This window comes from Metasolibacillus sp. (genome assembly GCF_025291715.1).
Lineage (GTDB): Bacteria > Bacillota > Bacilli > Bacillales_A > Planococcaceae > Metasolibacillus > Metasolibacillus louembei.
Genome location: NZ_JAMBIZ010000002.1, coordinates 177,332 through 195,269 on the forward strand (window position 1 = coordinate 177,332; position 17,938 = coordinate 195,269).

The 17,938-nt window shown below is 40.1% G+C and carries 18 protein-coding genes; all 18 read right to left on the minus strand.

Features of this window, described 5'->3' with window-relative positions:
- Nucleotide 1 precedes the first annotated feature (1 nt).
- On the minus strand, nucleotides 2-340 hold the full coding sequence (locus tag M3Z76_RS02540) for a YpoC family protein (RefSeq protein WP_293920629.1): 339 nt from the start codon (nucleotides 338-340) through the stop codon (nucleotides 2-4).
- Complete coding sequence (nth, locus tag M3Z76_RS02545) at nucleotides 337-996, minus strand: endonuclease III (RefSeq protein WP_293920632.1); 660 nt, start codon at nucleotides 994-996, stop codon at nucleotides 337-339. Before nth ends, M3Z76_RS02540 begins: the two co-directional genes overlap by 4 nt.
- Nucleotides 997-1,008: 12 nt before the next feature.
- On the minus strand, nucleotides 1,009-1,710 hold the full coding sequence (locus M3Z76_RS02550; protein WP_363319823.1) for a DnaD domain-containing protein: 702 nt from the start codon (nucleotides 1,708-1,710) through the stop codon (nucleotides 1,009-1,011).
- A gap of 110 nt (nucleotides 1,711-1,820) precedes the next feature.
- A complete protein-coding gene (asnS, locus tag M3Z76_RS02555; protein WP_293920634.1) occupies nucleotides 1,821-3,116 on the minus strand; it encodes an asparagine--tRNA ligase in 1,296 nt (431 codons plus the stop codon).
- A gap of 27 nt (nucleotides 3,117-3,143) precedes the next feature.
- Nucleotides 3,144-4,334, minus strand: coding sequence for a pyridoxal phosphate-dependent aminotransferase (locus M3Z76_RS02560; RefSeq protein ID WP_293920637.1), 1,191 nt, complete (start codon nucleotides 4,332-4,334; stop codon nucleotides 3,144-3,146).
- Between the two features lie 15 nt (nucleotides 4,335-4,349).
- Complete coding sequence (locus M3Z76_RS02565; RefSeq protein WP_293920640.1) at nucleotides 4,350-4,832, minus strand: cell wall elongation regulator TseB-like domain-containing protein; 483 nt, start codon at nucleotides 4,830-4,832, stop codon at nucleotides 4,350-4,352.
- Between the two features lie 8 nt (nucleotides 4,833-4,840).
- A complete protein-coding gene (locus tag M3Z76_RS02570) occupies nucleotides 4,841-5,011 on the minus strand; it encodes a YpmA family protein (protein WP_074432957.1) in 171 nt (56 codons plus the stop codon).
- Between the two features lie 19 nt (nucleotides 5,012-5,030).
- The gene (gene dinG / locus M3Z76_RS02575; protein ID WP_293920647.1) at nucleotides 5,031-7,814 is read right to left on the minus strand and encodes an ATP-dependent DNA helicase DinG; all 2,784 of its coding nucleotides are present in this window, start codon (nucleotides 7,812-7,814) and stop codon (nucleotides 5,031-5,033) included.
- Nucleotides 7,815-8,266: 452 nt separating this feature from the next.
- Entirely contained in the window at nucleotides 8,267-8,806 is a 540-nt protein-coding gene (locus M3Z76_RS02580) for a GNAT family N-acetyltransferase (protein WP_293920649.1), read from the minus strand.
- The gene (locus tag M3Z76_RS02585) at nucleotides 8,803-9,210 is read right to left on the minus strand and encodes an aminopeptidase (protein ID WP_293920651.1); all 408 of its coding nucleotides are present in this window, start codon (nucleotides 9,208-9,210) and stop codon (nucleotides 8,803-8,805) included. Before M3Z76_RS02585 ends, M3Z76_RS02580 begins: the two co-directional genes overlap by 4 nt.
- 113 nt (nucleotides 9,211-9,323) lie before the next feature.
- Nucleotides 9,324-10,499, minus strand: a complete 1,176-nt coding sequence (locus tag M3Z76_RS02590) for an amidohydrolase (RefSeq protein WP_293920654.1) — start codon at nucleotides 10,497-10,499, stop codon at nucleotides 9,324-9,326.
- Nucleotides 10,500-10,539: 40 nt separating this feature from the next.
- Nucleotides 10,540-11,718: a M24 family metallopeptidase gene (locus M3Z76_RS02595; protein ID WP_293920686.1), complete on the minus strand. Its 1,179-nt coding sequence runs from the start codon at nucleotides 11,716-11,718 to the stop codon at nucleotides 10,540-10,542.
- The gene (locus tag M3Z76_RS02600; protein ID WP_293920687.1) at nucleotides 11,715-12,704 is read right to left on the minus strand and encodes an ABC transporter ATP-binding protein; all 990 of its coding nucleotides are present in this window, start codon (nucleotides 12,702-12,704) and stop codon (nucleotides 11,715-11,717) included. Before M3Z76_RS02600 ends, M3Z76_RS02595 begins: the two co-directional genes overlap by 4 nt.
- Nucleotides 12,697-13,677: an ABC transporter ATP-binding protein gene (locus M3Z76_RS02605; RefSeq protein WP_293920688.1), complete on the minus strand. Its 981-nt coding sequence runs from the start codon at nucleotides 13,675-13,677 to the stop codon at nucleotides 12,697-12,699. The genes M3Z76_RS02600 and M3Z76_RS02605 overlap by 8 nt, the downstream gene beginning before the upstream one ends.
- 8 nt (nucleotides 13,678-13,685) lie before the next feature.
- Complete coding sequence (locus tag M3Z76_RS02610; RefSeq protein ID WP_293920689.1) at nucleotides 13,686-14,579, minus strand: ABC transporter permease; 894 nt, start codon at nucleotides 14,577-14,579, stop codon at nucleotides 13,686-13,688.
- A 9-nt stretch (nucleotides 14,580-14,588) separates the two neighbouring features.
- Entirely contained in the window at nucleotides 14,589-15,506 is a 918-nt protein-coding gene (locus M3Z76_RS02615; protein WP_293920690.1) for an ABC transporter permease, read from the minus strand.
- Between the two features lie 164 nt (nucleotides 15,507-15,670).
- Nucleotides 15,671-17,245, minus strand: coding sequence for an ABC transporter substrate-binding protein (locus M3Z76_RS02620; protein ID WP_293920692.1), 1,575 nt, complete (start codon nucleotides 17,243-17,245; stop codon nucleotides 15,671-15,673).
- 12 nt (nucleotides 17,246-17,257) lie between these two features.
- On the minus strand, nucleotides 17,258-17,692 hold the full coding sequence (locus tag M3Z76_RS02625) for a MarR family winged helix-turn-helix transcriptional regulator (RefSeq protein ID WP_293920694.1): 435 nt from the start codon (nucleotides 17,690-17,692) through the stop codon (nucleotides 17,258-17,260).
- Between the last annotated feature and the right edge of the window lie 246 nt (nucleotides 17,693-17,938).

Sequence of the window (17,938 nt, forward strand, 5' to 3'; positions counted from 1 at the left end):
CTTATATGCGCAATCTTGCACAGCGCTTTTTTGTTTCTTTATATAGCTCATCTAGCTGGCGATAGCTCGCATATTGTGCTGGATTCCCTTGCACAAAGGCTAACCGCTCACCGCTGTTTAATGGTAGTAGCTCATAGCTTTGCTGTGCATCGTAGCGTTCTATCTCCGATGCCTTGCATAAAAAATCAATAAAATGAGCTATGCCTTCTAGCATGAATTGCCCTGCCTGCCCATTTCGTGTAGCATGCGCCTCATGGATTTGCGAGGATAGCTTGTCCCATTTCGCATACCAGTCATCGACAGCTATCTGCGAAATCAATTGTTTATTCACCGCAATCATTTTTTGACAAGTCCTTTTTTCAAGCGCTTTTGCCCCTCTCGGCAATCATCTAACAAAGGGCATATATGACAGCCTGGATTTTGCGCTTTGCAATGGTAACGTCCAAAGAAAATCATTTGGTGATGGGCTTTTGACCATTTTTCAATTGGCGTTTTTTTCATAATTGTTTCTTCTACTTCTAAGACGCTATCTTTCCAGCGACAAAGCCCTAAGCGCTTCGCAATGCGCTCGACATGTGTATCAACTGCCATCGCAGGTACATCGAAAGCGACTGATAGCACAACATTAGCCGTTTTGCGTCCAACGCCTGGTAATGTGACAAGCTCCTCGCGATTTGCTGGTATTTCACCATTGTATTCCGTTATTAAGCGCTGACACAATAATTGAATATTTTTTGCTTTATTGCGATATAGTCCAATGGAGCGAATATCATCCTGTAATTCTTCCAATGAAACGGCTAAATAATCTTCTGGTGTTTTATATTTTTGGAATAAGCTTTTCGTTACTTTATTGACGAGCACATCTGTACATTGCGCAGATAATAATGTGGCAATTGTCAGCTCAAACGGATTATCGTGTACAAGCTCACAATGTGCATCTGGAAACATTTTATCCATCTCATCCAAAAAATGCAGCCACTGCTTTTTCGTTAACATCTGACCACCTCACTATTCTTTTTCTTCCAACCAATTGTACATCACGCGCTTCGGTTTTTTTTCCGTTTGCGGCTGTGTAATGGTGCGCTTGCGGAATTGCTCAGCATGCTGCTCCACTTGCTTGACCGTTGTGAAATTTTTCTTTTTCCATTCAAATAAGATGCGATCAATATAACGAAGTGACAGCTTTCCTGCTAATACGGCTTCCTTTAAAGCTGCCTTTATTAGCTCTGGGGAATGCTTATCAATATCAAGCCATGCGTTAATATTTTCAAGCTCCATCGGTGATAAAAGGCGACCAAATTCCTGCTCAAATATGGAAAAAATCGCGCCCTCTTCTCTTTTTTGCTGCTCATCGCTCGTGGCAATCGTATTTGCCTCTAATAGCATAATAATACGATTCCATAATGGATAAAGTGAATATTTTTCATAAATTTTCCCATCGCTATCGATATCATGTGTTATTTCAATAAAGCCTTTTTGTAAAAAACGCTGTATTTTCGTTGAAATTTCATTTTGTACAAAAGAGGTTCTTGCCATCAAATCACCTGGTGTCGGAAAGTCATTTCCCTCTTCATGAAACGCTAATAAATGGAGCAGCAACATTGCATCATCATCGTTAATTTGTAGTGCTTTATAATGCTGAAAAAATAGCTGTGGAATCGTCATATGCTTTTGCTCTAACCATATGCGAAGTTGCTCATTGCTTGTCATGATTGGCACGAATCCTTTCCTAGCTTTAGTCATAGCAGAGGGCTGTCAAGAAAGTCAACAGCACTTCCAAGCAGCCCCCTGAATTTATTTAAATGTAGCTTTCTTTCCTATTATGGGTATAGACGGTTTAATAAACGTGGGAATGGAATTGTTTCACGAATATGCTCCGTGCCTGAAATCCAAGCAACTGTACGCTCTAAACCTAAGCCGAAGCCTGAGTGTGGTACAGAACCATATTTACATAATTCCAAATACCAAGCATATGCACCCATATCTAAATTATGCTCTTCTAGGCGAGTTTTTAATAAATCATAGTCATGGATACGCTCAGAGCCACCAATAATTTCACCATAGCCCTCTGGTGCAATTAAGTCTGCGCAAAGCACTACATCGTCGCGCTCTGGGTGCGGCTGCATGTAGAATGGCTTAATGCCAACAGGGTAGCATGTGATAAATACAGGCTTATCATAATGGTTGGCAATTGCTGTTTCATGCGGTGCACCGAAATCATCGCCCCATTCAATATCATCAAAGCCTTGCTCATGTAAAAACTTAATCGCATCATCATATGAAATGCGTGGGAATGGTGCTGTAATATTTTCAAGCTTCGATGTATCGCGACCAAGACGCTCTAAGTCAAGCTTGCAGTTCGCTAATACCGACTGCACGATATGCGCTACATATTGCTCTTGAATTTCTAGATTTTCATCAAACTCTACGAATGCCATCTCTGGCTCAATCATCCAAAACTCAATTAAGTGGCGACGTGTTTTTGATTTTTCAGCACGGAAGGTTGGACCGAATGAGAATACGCGTCCTAATGCCATTGCTGCAGCTTCCATATATAGCTGACCTGATTGTGAAAGGTATGCATCTTCATCAAAATATTTTGTTGCGAAAAGCTCAGATGTTCCTTCAGGTGCAGAGCCAGTTAAAATTGGTGGGTCCATTTTTGTGAAGCCATTGTTATTGAAAAACTCGTATGTTGAACGAATAATTTCGTTACGGATATTCATAATGGCATGCTGTCTGCGTGAACGTAGCCATAAATGGCGGTTATCCATTAAAAATTCTGTGCCATGCTCTTTCGGTGTAATTGGGAAGTCTACTGCTTCGTGCAATACTTCAATACCCGTTACATTTAGCTCACAGCCGAATGTAGAGCGCTCATCAGCCTTCACTTCACCGACAATATACATCGATGTTTCTTGCGTTAAGCCCTTTGCTGTAGCAAAAATTTCTTCGCCAACCTCTTCTTTTACAACAACGCCCTGCACGAAGCCTGTGCCATCACGTAATTGTAAAAAGGCGATTTTACCGCTTGAACGCTTATTGGCAAGCCATGCGCCTAATTTTACTGTTTCGCCGATATGCTGTGGCATATCTTTAATCATAATTTTCTTCATAATATCCTCCAACTACAAAAGCAATTGTTATTGCCATTTTGATTTTACAAATTTGTCCATGCGACGTACTGCTTCCTCTAATAAATCATATGCAATGGCATATGACAAGCGAATTGTCGTATTTGTACCGAAGCCTGAGCCTGGTATTACAGCTACATTTGCCTCCGTTAATAACGCTTCTGCAAAGGCATCGACATTATCATAACCTGTTTTCTCCATTGCTTCAGCTACATCTGGTAGCAAGTAAAAAGCACCTTCTGGCTTTAATAGCTTAAAGCCTGGAATCGCCGCAATTTGCGGATAAATTTTTTGTAAGCGCTCCTCAAATGCTTGACGCATTTCTTCTACTGCATCCTGTGGACCGTTGTATGCTTCAATCGCTGCATATTGCGCTGTTGTTGTTGCATTTGATGTAGAATGAGATGCTAAATCCGTCATCGCATTAATAATGTCTGCATCACCTGCTGCATAACCGATGCGCCAGCCCGTCATCGAATGCGATTTTGCTAAGCCGTTAATAACGATTGTGCGCGCTTTAATCGCTGGTGAAATTTGCGCAATTGAAAAATGCTTATTGCCATTGTATAAAAGCTTTTCATAAATTTCATCTGATACGATTAAAATATCATGTTTTTCAGCAACTTCAGCTAATGCTTTTAACTCCTCTGGGCTATAAACCATGCCAGAAGGATTTGACGGCGAGTTAATAATAACAGCTTTTGTTTTTTCTGTAATAGCAGCAGCTAATTGCTGTGCTGTAATTTTATATTGCTGCTCACTCGTTCCCTCGACATACACTGGTACACCACCTGCTAGCTTCACTTGCTCAGGATACGATACCCAGTATGGAATTGGGATGATAACCTCATCACCCTCATTTAAAATAACTTGGAACAATGTGTAAAGCACATGCTTTGCTCCAACGCCTACGATAACCTCATTTGCCTTATACGTCAGCTCATTATCGCGCTGTAATTTTGCAATAATTGCTTGCTTTAATGCTGGCAAGCCACCTGCTGGCGTATATTTTGTGAAGCCTTGTTCCATTGACTTTGTCGCTGCATCTAAAATATTTTTAGGCGTATTAAAATCAGGCTCACCTGCACCTAATCCAATAACATCAATACCTTGCTCTTTCAATTCCTTCGCCTTTGCTGTAATTGCCAGAGTCGAAGAAGGCGTTAAAGTTTTTACACGGTTTGCTAACAGCTGTTTCAAATGAGATCTACTCCTCTACAAATTCAAAATACGTTTCCACCATTGCCCATCTTCAAACAAAATATAAACATAATTTAGCTGGTCTGTGTTATTCAAATAAGTAATTTCCCACACCGCACCTTGCTCCTCATAGCCTAATTTTGTATGAAGTATTTTTTTTACTGTCGCTTCATCATGCAACACTGCTAGCGCTTGTTCTTCCGTTATTCCGTCCTGCAAAAATACTTCCTGAATCGCATTTTCTTCTAAAGTGATTGGAACAAAAATTGCTTTTTCCTTACCATATTCGTCTACCCCGAATACGGTAACATACGGCTTATTGCCATTATAGGTATAAGAGTCCGAAACAATTGCGAGCGATTTTGTGACGAGCGCTAATTGCTCAGCCTTTTCCTCCATTTCATTAAATGGAGCATCGGCTTTCCAGAGTACTAAGATGGAGATGACAAGTGACAAAGAGACGAGAAAGACTGTACTAAAAATTATCCACTTTTTCATTCAATCACCTAAGTGCGATAAATTGTGAAAATCGCTTTTTCTTGATCTTCGCGATCTAGCGCTAAGCCAAACATTAAATTTTGCTCTTTCAATGTTCGATTTAATGTATCAACGACCTTATACAGATCAGATTGATAGTTTATTTTCACAACCGATAATACTTCGACTTTACTTTCCATGATTGTCAACCTGCTTTCTTTACTCATGTCTGTTATTATACCAATTTCCGAGCGCTTGTACCATATGTTCTAGCGATAGTTTTTGAATAGAAATCGGTGGCAATGCAGAAAGGAATTCTTTCCCATAGGATTTCGTATCAATACGACGATCTAAAATAATAAATGCACCGCTGTCCGTTGATGAGCGAATTAAACGTCCAAAGCCTTGTTTAAAACGTAAAGTTGCCTCTGGTAAAGCAAGCTCTGTAAAGGCATTATGTCCTTGTGCTTGTAGCATTTGCGATTTTGCTTTGAAGGTTGGCTCGTTCGGTGCAGAAAATGGTAGGCGCACAACGATAACAGCCGCAAGCCCATCCCCTGGCACATCGACACCTTCCCAAAAGCTGTTTGTGCCAAATAACACAGAATGACTAAATTTCTGAAATGATTTTAATAGACGCATTCGACTGCCAGCCGTTACACCTTGTGCAAATAGCATATAGTCATCTAACAATTTCGTTTCTTGAATTAACAGGACAGTTTTACGCAGCATATCTTGGGACGTAAACAGCACAAAGCAGCGCCCCTCTGTTGTGCGCACAATTCTCGTAATCGCATAAGCCATTTCCTCGATATAGTCATGCTGCGAAACGGCTTGAATATCGGGCATATCTGTCACGATAAAGCAGCGCGCCCCTTGATAATAGCTGGACGATGCCTGTAAACGATGAATCGGAACATCCGCTGCAATACCAAGCTGGTCTGCGATGAAACGCTCATTATTTGGCACTGTTAACGTGCCAGATGTCCAAACAATCGCTGCCTGCTGTCGCATCGGCACAAATAATCGTTCAATGCTCGCTGTCACTTGGAGCGGCTTTTTCAATAATTGCAAGCTGCCTGGTATACTGCGTTTATCGAGTTCAAACCATGCAAAATAATCCGCCTGCCTTAGGACAAATAATTCATCCCATTCTGCCACTTTTATTTTAAATTCATGAATCCAGTACTGCCATTCATCTAAAATATATTGCTGTGCAATGGAAATTTCCTCCTGATGCTCATAAAACATATACAACACTTGCTCTGCACTATCTATCCAATTTTGCATAAACGTAGATAGCTGTGTGCAACGTTGTACATCAATTGTCAGCTCTGTTAACATAACTGCTTGCTTCGCTTCATGTCGGTGTGATTGTCGCAGTATATGCTGAAGCTGCTCAATAAGCGTGTGCATCACATAATCAAATGCTGTCACTAATCGCTGAAAATTTTGCGCTGTCTTTTTCAACAGCTGTCTTGGTACACGTCCTGTCGCCATAGCTATATGCTGCAATTTATCAAAAAGCTGGTCTTCTCCAGGTGTGCCAATTCGCCCAAATAAATATTTCCAAGCTGTATAAGAAAAAACCTTTTCATCCTGTTGAACAGCAGCTTGAATAAACTGGTGGGCTTCATCAATAATCCAGCCACCAACATTATCAAATAATTGCTCTTGTCGCACTAGGTCAGCAAGTAGCATCGCATGGTTGGTCATCAATATATCCGCATGTTGACTTTGTTCGATAGCATAGCTATAAAAATCAAATTGCTGAACCTTTTGCCATTTCAGCTTACGAATTTTTTCTAAAAATAGCTGACCACCGCCCGACATATTGAGCTCGTTTAAATCACCTGTTTCTGTTTTGGCAAGCCATGTAATGACTTGTGCAATTGCTAACGTTTCATCGTAAGATTCATCATCAACCTTCAAAATTTTAGCGAAACGTCCAATATCAATATAATTTTGCATACCTTTTAATACAGCAACTCGCACACGTTCACCTGTAATTTGTTCCAGCTTTACAAGCTCCTCGTATAATAGCTGGTCAAGTAAATTTGATGTGTATGTGCTAATGCCAATTTTTTTCCCACTGTGCTTAGCGTAGTAAAAGGCTGGCAATAAATACGCTAACGTTTTACCAATACCTGTAGAAGCCTCAATCATTGCTTCTTGCTTGTCATGAAAGCTATGCCAAATAATGTCCATCATTTGAAATTGCTGTGGCCGCTCTTCAAAGGCTGGGATTTCCTTTTGCAAAAGTGCCAGCTTTTCTTTACGTGTTTTTGGGTAGATACTGTCCGTCACCGTTTTTGACTGAATAGCAGGCGGCTGCTTAATCGCCAGTTGATAGGCATAAATAAACCCTTGCTGTTCTTTTACTGTGCTTCTTTTTAGATGCAGTGCGGCAAATAGCAGGTGTGAAATATCTGATTTTAATTGGAACGAGCGCTTATGTAATTGCTCGATTGTCGCTTGTGGCAGCGCCTTCAATTCCTCCCAACAAGCCTTTAACAATTGCGCTGTCGCTTTCGCATCATCATCCGCTCGATGTGCCTGCTCAAGTGGAATATGCAATTCCTGTGCTAAGTCACCTAATTTATAGCTTAATGCCATTGGAAAAACAATTTTCGCCAGTTCTACTGTATCAAGCTTTTTCCCTTGCCATGCTGGTAAGCCTGCTTTGCGTAATTCTGCTTGTAAAAAAGCTAAATCGAAGTCTGCATTATGGGCAACAAAAACGGCATCCTGCAATAAATCGTAAATTGTTTGCCCATACGCCGCAAAAGGCTTTGCACTTGCTACATCCTCATCCGTTATATTCGTTAAACCTTGAATAAATAACGGAATTGATTTTTCTGGATGGATAAAAGTTGTAAATGTTCTTTCAATATACCAATCCTTCATGATCACAATCGCGATTTGAATGATGCGATCACCGCCTGCAAACGAATGACCTGTCGTTTCCAAATCGACAATTGCATATTTTTGACTTTCCATCATTATCAACTCACTGTTCATCAATTCGAATAGATCAATTACGCCTTGGCGTAATTGCGTCGGGATTTTGCATTATGCTTGCACTTAGTAGAAGTTAACCTAAAAGCGTCACTTCCTGTGACAACGGTTAACTGACCTGCGTCGTGCAGGTCTCCTTTCAAAACCCCTGACATCCACCGGAGGCTTTATTAGGATTCAGTGGGTGTTTTGACACTCACTGAATGAAAGGGAATCTAAGTATTCATCGCACCGCCTATAGAGGGAGCGTTTTCTACTGAATCATGATAAATTTTATCATAGAAAGACTTGTTTGGTCATGTGGCTACTCTACTATCAATTACGCCTCAGCGTAATTGCGTCCAGATTTTTTCAAGCTTGCTTGCAGTAGAAGTTCACCTAAAGCCGTCACTTCCTGTGACAACGGTGAACTGACCTGCATCGTGCAGGCCTCCTTTTCAAAATCTGTGACATCCACTGAACCAAGATAAATATTCCTCTGCTAAAATGGCATAATAGTACTCATCCCACCAACCATCCTTTGTTGGAATACATTTTTTAAAATAGCCTTCTTTACGCATACCTATTTTCTCCATAATGCGCCAAGAAGCAGTATTTTCAGGCTGACATGTGGCAATAATACGATGCAGCTTACATTCAGTAAAGCCATAATGTATGACTGCCTGTGCAGCTTCTGTTGCATAGCCCTTTTGATAGTGTTTCGGATTAAATACCCAGCCAATTTCATATGTATGCTCACCAAAATAGCGGAAGAAGGCAATATGCCCAATTAGCTCGTCTGTTGCCTTTAACACTACTGCAAATTTTTCCGCATTCTCGCCTTGATTCTCCTGTACAAATTGCTGTGCCTCCTTTTCTGTAAATGCATCCTCTGGCAAATAGTGCATCACCATCGGATCAGCAGTATATTCATAAAGCGCCTGCCAATCGCTTTCCTTAAAATTTCTAATGCATAAACGCTCTGTTTGTATATTCATGTTGATTTTCCCTTTCTAATATATGGTGGATAAAAATTAGCTTGTTGTAAGGCTTCGTCATTCCATGTGATTAAGCTGGCAACTTTATTTTTAGTGAAAGACCCATTTTCATATGTTTTTACCACATCGGCAAGCCCATAAAAATGCCATGTAATGCTATTAATCCATTGCTGAAGTGATTCGACCTCTGCTTTCATATAACGCTTTTGATAAAGCACTTGTGCCATTTTCAAAAAGCCTTCCGATAGCTCGTCCTGCTTTTTGGTAAAATGATAGGTGGGCGCAACAGCCATATTGTCATCTACAATATGAATCGTGACTGCCTCCACATCGAATGCGACTTCCACCGAGCTAATTTCATCAAATATATTCAATCCACGATACTCCATTTTAATTAAACGCATTGAGCTCAACCCCTTCCACGTAAAATCGTACCACAGCAGCTCATCTTGCGGGCGAATCTGGACTTTTATACTAAAAAAAAGCGAAACCACCAAAGCGGTTTCACTTTCTCTCACTAAGACTGTTGTAAATAAGATAATGTTGCATGTCCAAGGGTATTTGCTGCAATTAATAGCGCTCTCTCATCGATATCAAATCTCGGATGATGATGTGGATAGGCGATTTCCCACTCGGGATTTTTCGCCCCTGTGAAATAAAACGTGCCTGGCACCTTTTCTAAATAGTAGGCAAAATCTTCTCCACCCATCGCTAAGTCTGCTACTACTAATTTTTCTACTTTCGGTACAGCCGTTACTTCTTCCATAAAGCGGCGCGTTGTTTCCGCATCGTTGATAACAGGCGAGTAGCCACGATTATATGTGTACGTATAGTCAGCACCATATAATAAGCAGGCTGATTTCACGACTTCCTCCAGCTCTTTTTCGATTTGGTCGCGCACGTCTGCATCAAACGTACGAACTGTTCCTCTTAGTACAGCTGAATCAGCAATTACGTTAAATGGATTGACCGCTTCAAAGTGACAGACAGAGACAACGGCTGGTCGCACAGGATTGACGCGTCGACCTACTACTTGCTGTGCTGACACAACAAATTGTGAGCCAATCATTACGGCATCCTTTGTATCATGTGGAGACGCCCCATGACCACCTTTTCCGTGAATCGTAATTTCAAAGCCATCTGCTGCTGCCATTAAATGACCTTCTTTTACTAAAATTGTTCCTAGCGGCACGCCTGCCGATAAATGCGTGCCATAAATAACATCGACACCATCTAAGCAGCCGTCCTCAATCATAGGCAATGCGCCACCCGGTGTTACTTCCTCACCAAATTGATGAATAAAGACTACCGTGCCTGCAATTTCCTCTTGTAGTTTATTTAATACTTTCGCTAACACCATCAATGTTGCTGTATGGCCATCATGACCACATGCATGCATTTTGCCATCAATTTTTGATTTATAGGAAAATGTATTTTGCTCCTGAATCGCTAACGCATCAAAATCGGCACGTAGCGCAACCGTTTTGCCCGGCTTTGCACCATGTAATTTCGCTACAACGCCTCGTCCACCAACAAATTCTCGTACCTCATGTCCTAAAGCGCGGTGGTACTCCGCAATATATTTTGGTGTCTCTACTTCCTCATGAGATAATTCTGGATTTTCGTGTAAATGTCTACGAATTTCAACCATTTCATCATAATGCTGCTCTAATAGTTCATACAGATTGTTCATTTTATTGCCTCCCAAAACTATTGTCTAACTATTTTAAATATTAGCAAATTAAAGAAGCTAAGTCACGAGGATAATAAGTTAACATTTCAATACCATCCTTTGTGACCACAACTGTATCAGAGTGTCTAAAGCCACCTAAACCTGGCACGTAAATACCTGGCTCCACTGTGAATACCATGCCCTCCTCAATAACCGTTGTATCACCTAAGTCTAAAAATGGCCCTTCATGCCCTAAAATCCCAATATTATGTCCTGTATGGTGACGCGTTAACTGTGTAATACCTTGCTCGATAAAGTATTGCTGAACAGCCTCTTCCACTTCACGACATTCTACACCTGGTTTAATATGGTTGAAAGCAACGTCCTGTGCCTCATACATATAGTTGAAATATTTTTCTTGGTCTGCCGATGCTTCTTCTACAAACATCGTGCGCTCTAGCTCGCTCTTATAGCCAAAAATATCAGCGCCTGCGCCTGTTACAAGCGTATCCCCTTTTTTCAGGATAATATTTTGTGTTACCGCATGTGGGAAGGCAGATTCCGGCCCAATTTGCCCCCTGAAAATGGCATGTGCAGGTGAACCATGTGGCTTATAGCCTCCGCCTAAAGTCTCAACCATTGCAGCAGTTGCCTCGGAAGATGCCCGTGTTGTAATTTCAATTTCGCTTGCGCCTGCTTTTGAATATTTTTGTAGAAGGCGATGTGCTAAATTGCCCCAACGGCATGATTCTTTAATTAATTCGATTTCATTGGCAGATTTCACATAGCGCATTTCTTCAATTAACCATTTCAACGAGACAAATTCCTTTACTTGTAAAAATGTATCCATCGTTGGCCCACGATAGCCCATGGAAGAGCCATAGCCCATTGCATCAAAGCCAATCGCTTTATTTTCAAAGCCATGTGCAATCAACACCTCTTTAAAATATTCCATTGGATGCTTGATGCCCGGATATTCTGGGTATGAATACACTTTGCTAATCACTGCATATTCCTCTGCATGCTCCACCTCTAAGGCAGGTACAAATAAATGAAACTCCGCTTGGCTATCTACAAATAACGCAATCGGTCTCTCTGTTGGATGAAAATGAAAGCCTGTTAAATAGAAAATATCTGCTACTGCATAAATAACGGCAGCTTCACAGCCCTTCTCCTGCATTTTTTTAACAAATTTCTGTTGACGCTCTTTAAATTCATAATTGGGAATAGATAAAATCATTGCTGTTGTTCCTCCTCAGTATTATATAAATGACAAGTAGCCTTATGCGTATCGGAAAATGCTACAGCGCTTGGCGCAATTTGTTTACAAATATCGCTTGCGAAGCGGCAGCGCGGATGGAATGTGCAACCACTTGGTGGATTGGCAGGGCTTGGTACATCACCCTCCAGCACAATTCGCTCTCGCTTTTCCATTGGATGGCTAATTGGTACTGCTGATAATAATGCTTGTGTATATGGATGCTTAGGGCTATCAAATAGCTCCTCTGTCGTCGCAATTTCGACAATTCTTCCTAAGTACATAACCGCTACTCGGTCCGTCATATGCTGAATCACACTTAAATCATGTGAAATGAATAAATAAGTAAGCTGGAGCTTTTTTTGAATTTCCAGCATTAAATTAATCACTTGCGATTGGACTGAAACATCTAGGGCAGAAACAGGTTCATCCGCTACGATAAAATCAGGGTTTAAAATAACCGCCCTTGCAATCCCGATACGCTGTCTTTGACCACCAGAAAACTCATGTGGATAGCGATGTAAATGCGCTTCAGACAAGCCAACCACTTTTAAAATCTCTATAATTTTTTGCAATCTTTCCTGTGGCTCAAACTTTTTATGAACAGCTAGCGGCTCCATTAAAATTTGCTGAATTGTTTTTTTAGGATTTAATGAAGCATAAGGATCTTGAAACACCATTTGCATTTGACTGCGTAATCTCCGCATTGCTTCATAGGATAAATTAGCAATATTTTGCCCTTTAAATAACACTTCTCCTGCTGTTGGCTCCGTTAATTTTAAGATCGTTCTGCCTGTTGTTGATTTGCCACAGCCGGATTCACCAACAAGCGCAAAGGTTTCCCCTTTGTAAATATCAAAGGAAACATCATCCACTGCCTTGACAACAATTTTAGGCTTAAACATGCCTTGACTAATTTCAAAATACTTTTTTAAGCCTGTTACTGATAGCAATTGCTCTTTACTCATCGTTGTCACCCCCTGCTAAAAGCCAGCATTTTGCTTTATGCTGATCGATTTCAAAGACAGGTGGCTCTGCTGTCAAGCAACGCTCTGTCGCAAACTCACAGCGGTTAGCAAAAGCACAGCCTTGTCCAAGCTCATCTGGCTTCGGCACTTGACCAGCAATAGAGTATAATGTCGACTTCCGTTCATTTTGACTTGGCAGTGATTTCAGTAGCCCCTTCGTATATGGATGTAATGGATTATCAAAAAGCTCCTCCACCGAGGCTTCCTCTACAACACTCCCTGCATACATAACGACAACTCGATGGCATATTTCCGCAATCACTCCTAAATCATGGGTAATCAGCATCATGCTCATATTTGTTTCAGCAATAATACACTTTAGCAATTCTAAAATTTGCGCTTGAATTGTTACATCTAAAGCAGTTGTTGGCTCATCCGCAATTAATAATTTCGGCTCACATAAAAGGGCAAGGGAAATCATTACTCTTTGTCGCATACCGCCTGATAGCTGATGTGGATACTCATCAATAATTTGCTCCGCGCGTGGAATACCTACTTGCTTTAGCACTTCAACAATGCGTTCTCTGCGCTGCCCTTTCGTTAAGCTTTTATGTTGCTTTAAAGGCTCCATTAGCTGCTGACCTATCGTAAAAACAGGATTCAATGAGGTCATAGGCTCTTGAAAAATCATCGACATGTCATTCCCGCGTAAATTTTGCAGCTGCTTCTCTGTCATTTTTTCAATATGCTGTTCGTTGAAAATAATTTCTCCACCCGTAATTTCACTCGATTTTGGAGGCAGCAGTCCCATAACCGCCATCGATGTTACGCTTTTACCGCAGCCTGATTCGCCAACTATGCCTAATATTTCGCCACGTTGCACGAAAAAATTAATATTGCGTATTGGCTGAGTAATGACTTTCCCATTGCGAAAACAAATATTCAAATTATTCACTTCTAATAAATTCGTCATCACATCACCTACTCTACAAACTCTGGATCTAATGTATCTCTTAGCCAATCACCAAATAAATTGACACCTAATGCTGTTATTAAAATTGCAATACCTGGGAATGTAATGAGCCACCAAGAGCTAAAAATATAATCCTTGCCCTCACTCAGCATATTGCCCCAAGCTGGTGTAGGTGGCTGCACACCGAAGCCTAAAAAGCTAATCGATGCTTCGGCAATAATATATGTAGCGATTTGCAATGAGCCTAAAATAATAATTGGTGTTACTAAGTTAGGCAAAATATGCTTAAACAAAATATGTGAGCGCTTTACGCCTGTCGCAACACATGCTGTAATAAATTCCTTTTCTCGAATAGCCAAAACTTCACTGCGAATAACGCGGGCAAAAATGACCCATCCCCCTATTGCTAAGGAAATAATAATATTTCGTAAGCCTGTTCCTGTAATAGCGCTGACAACAAGCACTAACAGAATAAATGGAAAGCTCAGCTGTACATCAACAATTCGCATTAAGACAACGTCAATCCAGCCTCTAAAATAGCCTGAAATAATGCCAATAATTGTGCCAAATGTACCTGCAACTAATACGGTAATAAGCCCAATAATGACAGATACTCGCGCACCTACAATTATGCGTGACAGAACGTCTCTCCCTAGCTGGTCCGTGCCAAGCAAATGCCCTTCCGTTAAAGGTGGCAGTAATTTTTTAGCAAAGTCTGTATACATCGGGTCATATGGGGCAATTTGTTTTCCGAAAATACTGATAATTAACAACAAAAAAATAATGACAAATCCTATAAAGCCACTCCAATTTCCTAATAGCTTTTTAAAAAAGCTTGTAATTTTCAACTTTTTCCCACGGCTATTTCCTTTTACTACATTTATTTCACTATTTATAGTCATTACACTCACCTACTTCACTCGAATTTGTGGATTCACGTATGCGTATAAAATATCTGCAATAAAGTTGACGATTGAATAAATAAACGCAATGATAAATACGCCCGCTAGCACAATCGGAAAATCACGATTTAGCAATGATTGCAATAACAATCTACCAACTCCTGGCCAAGCAAACACCATTTCTACAACTACTGCACCACCTAGTAATGTCCCTAAATCAAGCGCTACTAGCGTAATGATAGGAATTAACGAATTTTTTAAAGCATATTTCAAAACTAACCTACCTGTCGGTGCACCAGAAGCCTTGGCTGTCCGAATATAATCTTTTCGCAATACGTCTAGCATCGTAGAGCGTGTAAATCGAGTAAAGCGTGCAATGCTATATGTCGCCAATGTCACACTAGGTAATATTAAATGCATAATGCTGCCACCTCCGCTCGATGGTAGCAATGAAAAGCTTACAGCAAATGTATAAATTAATAACAGCCCTAGCCAAAAGCTTGGAATCGCCTGCCCGACGACCGTTGCGGCAACTGCTATTCTATCAAATATGGAATTTCGTTTATAGGCCGCCAAGACGCCAAGTGGGATTGCTACAAGTAAAGAAATAAATAAGGCAGAAAAAGCTAATTGAAAGGTTGCAGGTAAGCGTGCTAAGACAAGTCCTAATGCACTATCACCTGAACGTAAAGATTGTCCAAAATCCCCTTGAATGGCATTGCCAACAAATTCACCATATTGCACATATAAAGGGCGATTAAACCCTAAAAGCTCTCGATATTCTTCAATTTGCTCTCGTGATGTGTCTGGTGGTAAAAATAATGCTGTTGGATCACCAGAAAGCCGAATGAGAAAAAAAACAGCCGTTAAAGCTAAAAAAACAACGATAATAACTTGTAGTGAACGCTTTACGACAAAATCTAGCATAAAATCCCTCCTGTAGGCAAAGTGCATTCGTTAGAGGCTATGTTTTACCTTTACTCATACAGCACAAAGTGGGACTTCCTCTCCAGTGAGTAAAGAGGAGGCTGCCCACTATGCTGCTTTAGTTTAATCGCTTTTTACTATACAGCTGATGTAATGGATTTCTTTTATTCCCAAGACATCTCAAATACTTTTATTTCCTCATCTACACGAGGCTCAAATTTCAGATTTGCGCGCACTGCATATAAGTCTCCTTGCTGCCATAATGGAACCCATGCCGCTGTATCTACTAATAAATGTTGAATATGATTGTATGCCTCTTTACGCTCTGCATTGTCAAAAATCTTTGTTGCTGCTACAATTTCTTGTTCGATTGCCTCATCGTAGAAGCTACTATATGGAGCATTTTGCGTAAATAAATCGAATATCGTAGAGTCTGGCTCAAATGCTGGTCCCCATCCTAAAATATACATATCCTTCATTTCTCGGTTACGAATTTTTTCTAAATGCGTACCCCACTCATTTACTTGTACATTCACTTTAATACCAATGCGCTGAAGCTGTGCAGCAATCGCCTGTGCAACTTGTGCATCCATAGGATAGCGTCCATTTGGTGTATCCAATGTCAATGTAATATCCTCTGGTGCATAGCCTGCTTCTTTTAATAATGCAATCGCTTTATCTGCATCATAGCTATAGTCAGTTGTTTCTGTGTAGTTGGAATTAATTTTTGATAATGGACCCGTCATTTTTGTCGCATGTCCATTTAAAATGGCTGAAATTAATTCATCAACATCAACAGCATAATTAATAGCTAAACGTACCTTTTCATCTTGTAATGGGCCTTCATAATGTGTATTTAGCGCTAAATAGTTAATTCGTGATGAAGATACTTCTTCAATTTTCGAGTTAGCATCAGCCTCTACACTTTGCACTGAATCAACTGGAATATTTTTAAACAAATCAATTTCTCCACTTAAAAATGCTGATAATCGCGAGCTGAATTCAGGAATGTAGCGGAATTCTACTTGCTTAATTGAAGGTGCACCATTCCAATACTCCTCAAATGCTTCTAATTTCAAATAATTATCACGTGACCATTCTACAAATTGATAAGGGCCTGTACCCACTGGCTTTTTAGCAGCCTCATCGTTCCCGACCTGTGCTACATAGCCTGGTTCTAAAATTAATAAATCGCCTGTAATACGCTCAATCAAGCCTGGGAATGGTACTGATGTGCGAATTTCGACCTCTGTTGGAGATAGCACAACGACCTCACTAATATTAGCCCAGCGTGAGCGGTAGAATGAGCCGTTATTTTCATCTAATATATAATCAATGCTGAATTTTACAGACTCTGCATTGAAATCTGCACCATTATGGAATTTCACACCTTCTTTTAATGTCAATCTCCATGTTAGCTCATCAATGCTTTCCCAAGATTCAGCTAGGAAAGGTATGTACTTACCTGTTTGACTGTCTCGTGTAATTAATGGATCGTATATATTACGAATTTGCGCATCTGTTGCATAGTTCACATCGGTATTGGCAATTAATGTACCCGCATCTGCCTCGAATCCGATGACGATGCTATCTTTCTTACTTTCTTCATTATTACTTGAAGAGTTTGTTGTTGAATCGTTATTGTTAGATTTTGATGGTTGCTCTGAAGTGCCTTCTGTACATGCAGTTAAAACAAATAAAACAACAAGTAACAAAATGGGTACGAAATATTTTTTCATTGTTTGTCCTCCCTATTCAAGCTGTTTCTTCATAATTCTTTCTATAACCTTCATTGCTTCTAATAACTCGGCTGCTTCTGCATCTGATACACCATGTACGACATTGCCTACAATTTTACTTGCTTCAGATGCTAAGTGATTCAAGACACCCTCTCCTTCTTCTGTTAAAAAAAGTATTTGAACACGCTTATCTTGCTCATTTACTTTTTTGTTTACGAGTGAATTTTTTAATAACTTACTTAATGCTTTACTGATAGTACTTTTATCTAACTGAAAATATTCAGATAAATAACTAGCTGTGCAATTTTCCGTGTTTTTAATTTCGTACAGAATCATTGCTTCTGTGGCAGAATATTTACTCGAGCTTCCATATAAGTTAAATATCCCAATTGCTCTTGTGTAAAAACGGTTAAAATGCTTTACGTCCTCTATTAATTGAATTTTCATAATTTTTAATCTTCCTTTCCTCTACAATATTCAAATTAGTTGAATATGTCAACTATTTTTTCACTTCAAATTTTCCCTTTCCTCTTTCACCTCTTACAGAAAAAAAAGCGAAAACTACCCTATCGTCACAGTCCACGCTAGGAGTTTTCGCTCTATATATTAGTTTAACAAATCTATTTTATTGTTACTAGCTCTAGATGAAAAAACATTACTCACTTTTAGTCATGACATTGCTATCAGTAATAT

Bases quoted from the DNA above. Each gene is read 5' to 3' on its own strand.
- M3Z76_RS02540 (WP_293920629.1), bottom strand. From the start codon at position 340: ATGATTGCGGTGAATAAACAATTGATTTCGCAGATAGCTGTCGATGAC.
- nth (WP_293920632.1), bottom strand. From the start codon at position 996: ATGTTAACGAAAAAGCAGTGGCTGCATTTTTTGGATGAGATGGATAAA.
- M3Z76_RS02550 (WP_363319823.1), bottom strand. From the start codon at position 1,710: ATGACAAGCAATGAGCAACTTCGCATATGGTTAGAGCAAAAGCATATG.
- asnS (WP_293920634.1), bottom strand. From the start codon at position 3,116: ATGAAGAAAATTATGATTAAAGATATGCCACAGCATATCGGCGAAACA.
- M3Z76_RS02565 (WP_293920640.1), bottom strand. From the start codon at position 4,832: ATGAAAAAGTGGATAATTTTTAGTACAGTCTTTCTCGTCTCTTTGTCA.
- M3Z76_RS02570 (WP_074432957.1), bottom strand. From the start codon at position 5,011: ATGGAAAGTAAAGTCGAAGTATTATCGGTTGTGAAAATAAACTATCAA.
- dinG (WP_293920647.1), bottom strand. From the start codon at position 7,814: ATGATGGAAAGTCAAAAATATGCAATTGTCGATTTGGAAACGACAGGT.
- M3Z76_RS02580 (WP_293920649.1), bottom strand. From the start codon at position 8,806: ATGAATATACAAACAGAGCGTTTATGCATTAGAAATTTTAAGGAAAGC.
- M3Z76_RS02585 (WP_293920651.1), bottom strand. From the start codon at position 9,210: ATGCGTTTAATTAAAATGGAGTATCGTGGATTGAATATATTTGATGAA.
- M3Z76_RS02590 (WP_293920654.1), bottom strand. From the start codon at position 10,499: ATGAACAATCTGTATGAACTATTAGAGCAGCATTATGATGAAATGGTT.
- M3Z76_RS02595 (WP_293920686.1), bottom strand. From the start codon at position 11,718: ATGATTTTATCTATTCCCAATTATGAATTTAAAGAGCGTCAACAGAAA.
- M3Z76_RS02600 (WP_293920687.1), bottom strand. From the start codon at position 12,704: ATGAGTAAAGAGCAATTGCTATCAGTAACAGGCTTAAAAAAGTATTTT.
- M3Z76_RS02605 (WP_293920688.1), bottom strand. From the start codon at position 13,677: ATGACGAATTTATTAGAAGTGAATAATTTGAATATTTGTTTTCGCAAT.
- M3Z76_RS02610 (WP_293920689.1), bottom strand. From the start codon at position 14,579: ATGACTATAAATAGTGAAATAAATGTAGTAAAAGGAAATAGCCGTGGG.
- M3Z76_RS02615 (WP_293920690.1), bottom strand. From the start codon at position 15,506: ATGCTAGATTTTGTCGTAAAGCGTTCACTACAAGTTATTATCGTTGTT.
- M3Z76_RS02620 (WP_293920692.1), bottom strand. From the start codon at position 17,245: ATGAAAAAATATTTCGTACCCATTTTGTTACTTGTTGTTTTATTTGTT.
- M3Z76_RS02625 (WP_293920694.1), bottom strand. From the start codon at position 17,692: ATGAAAATTCAATTAATAGAGGACGTAAAGCATTTTAACCGTTTTTAC.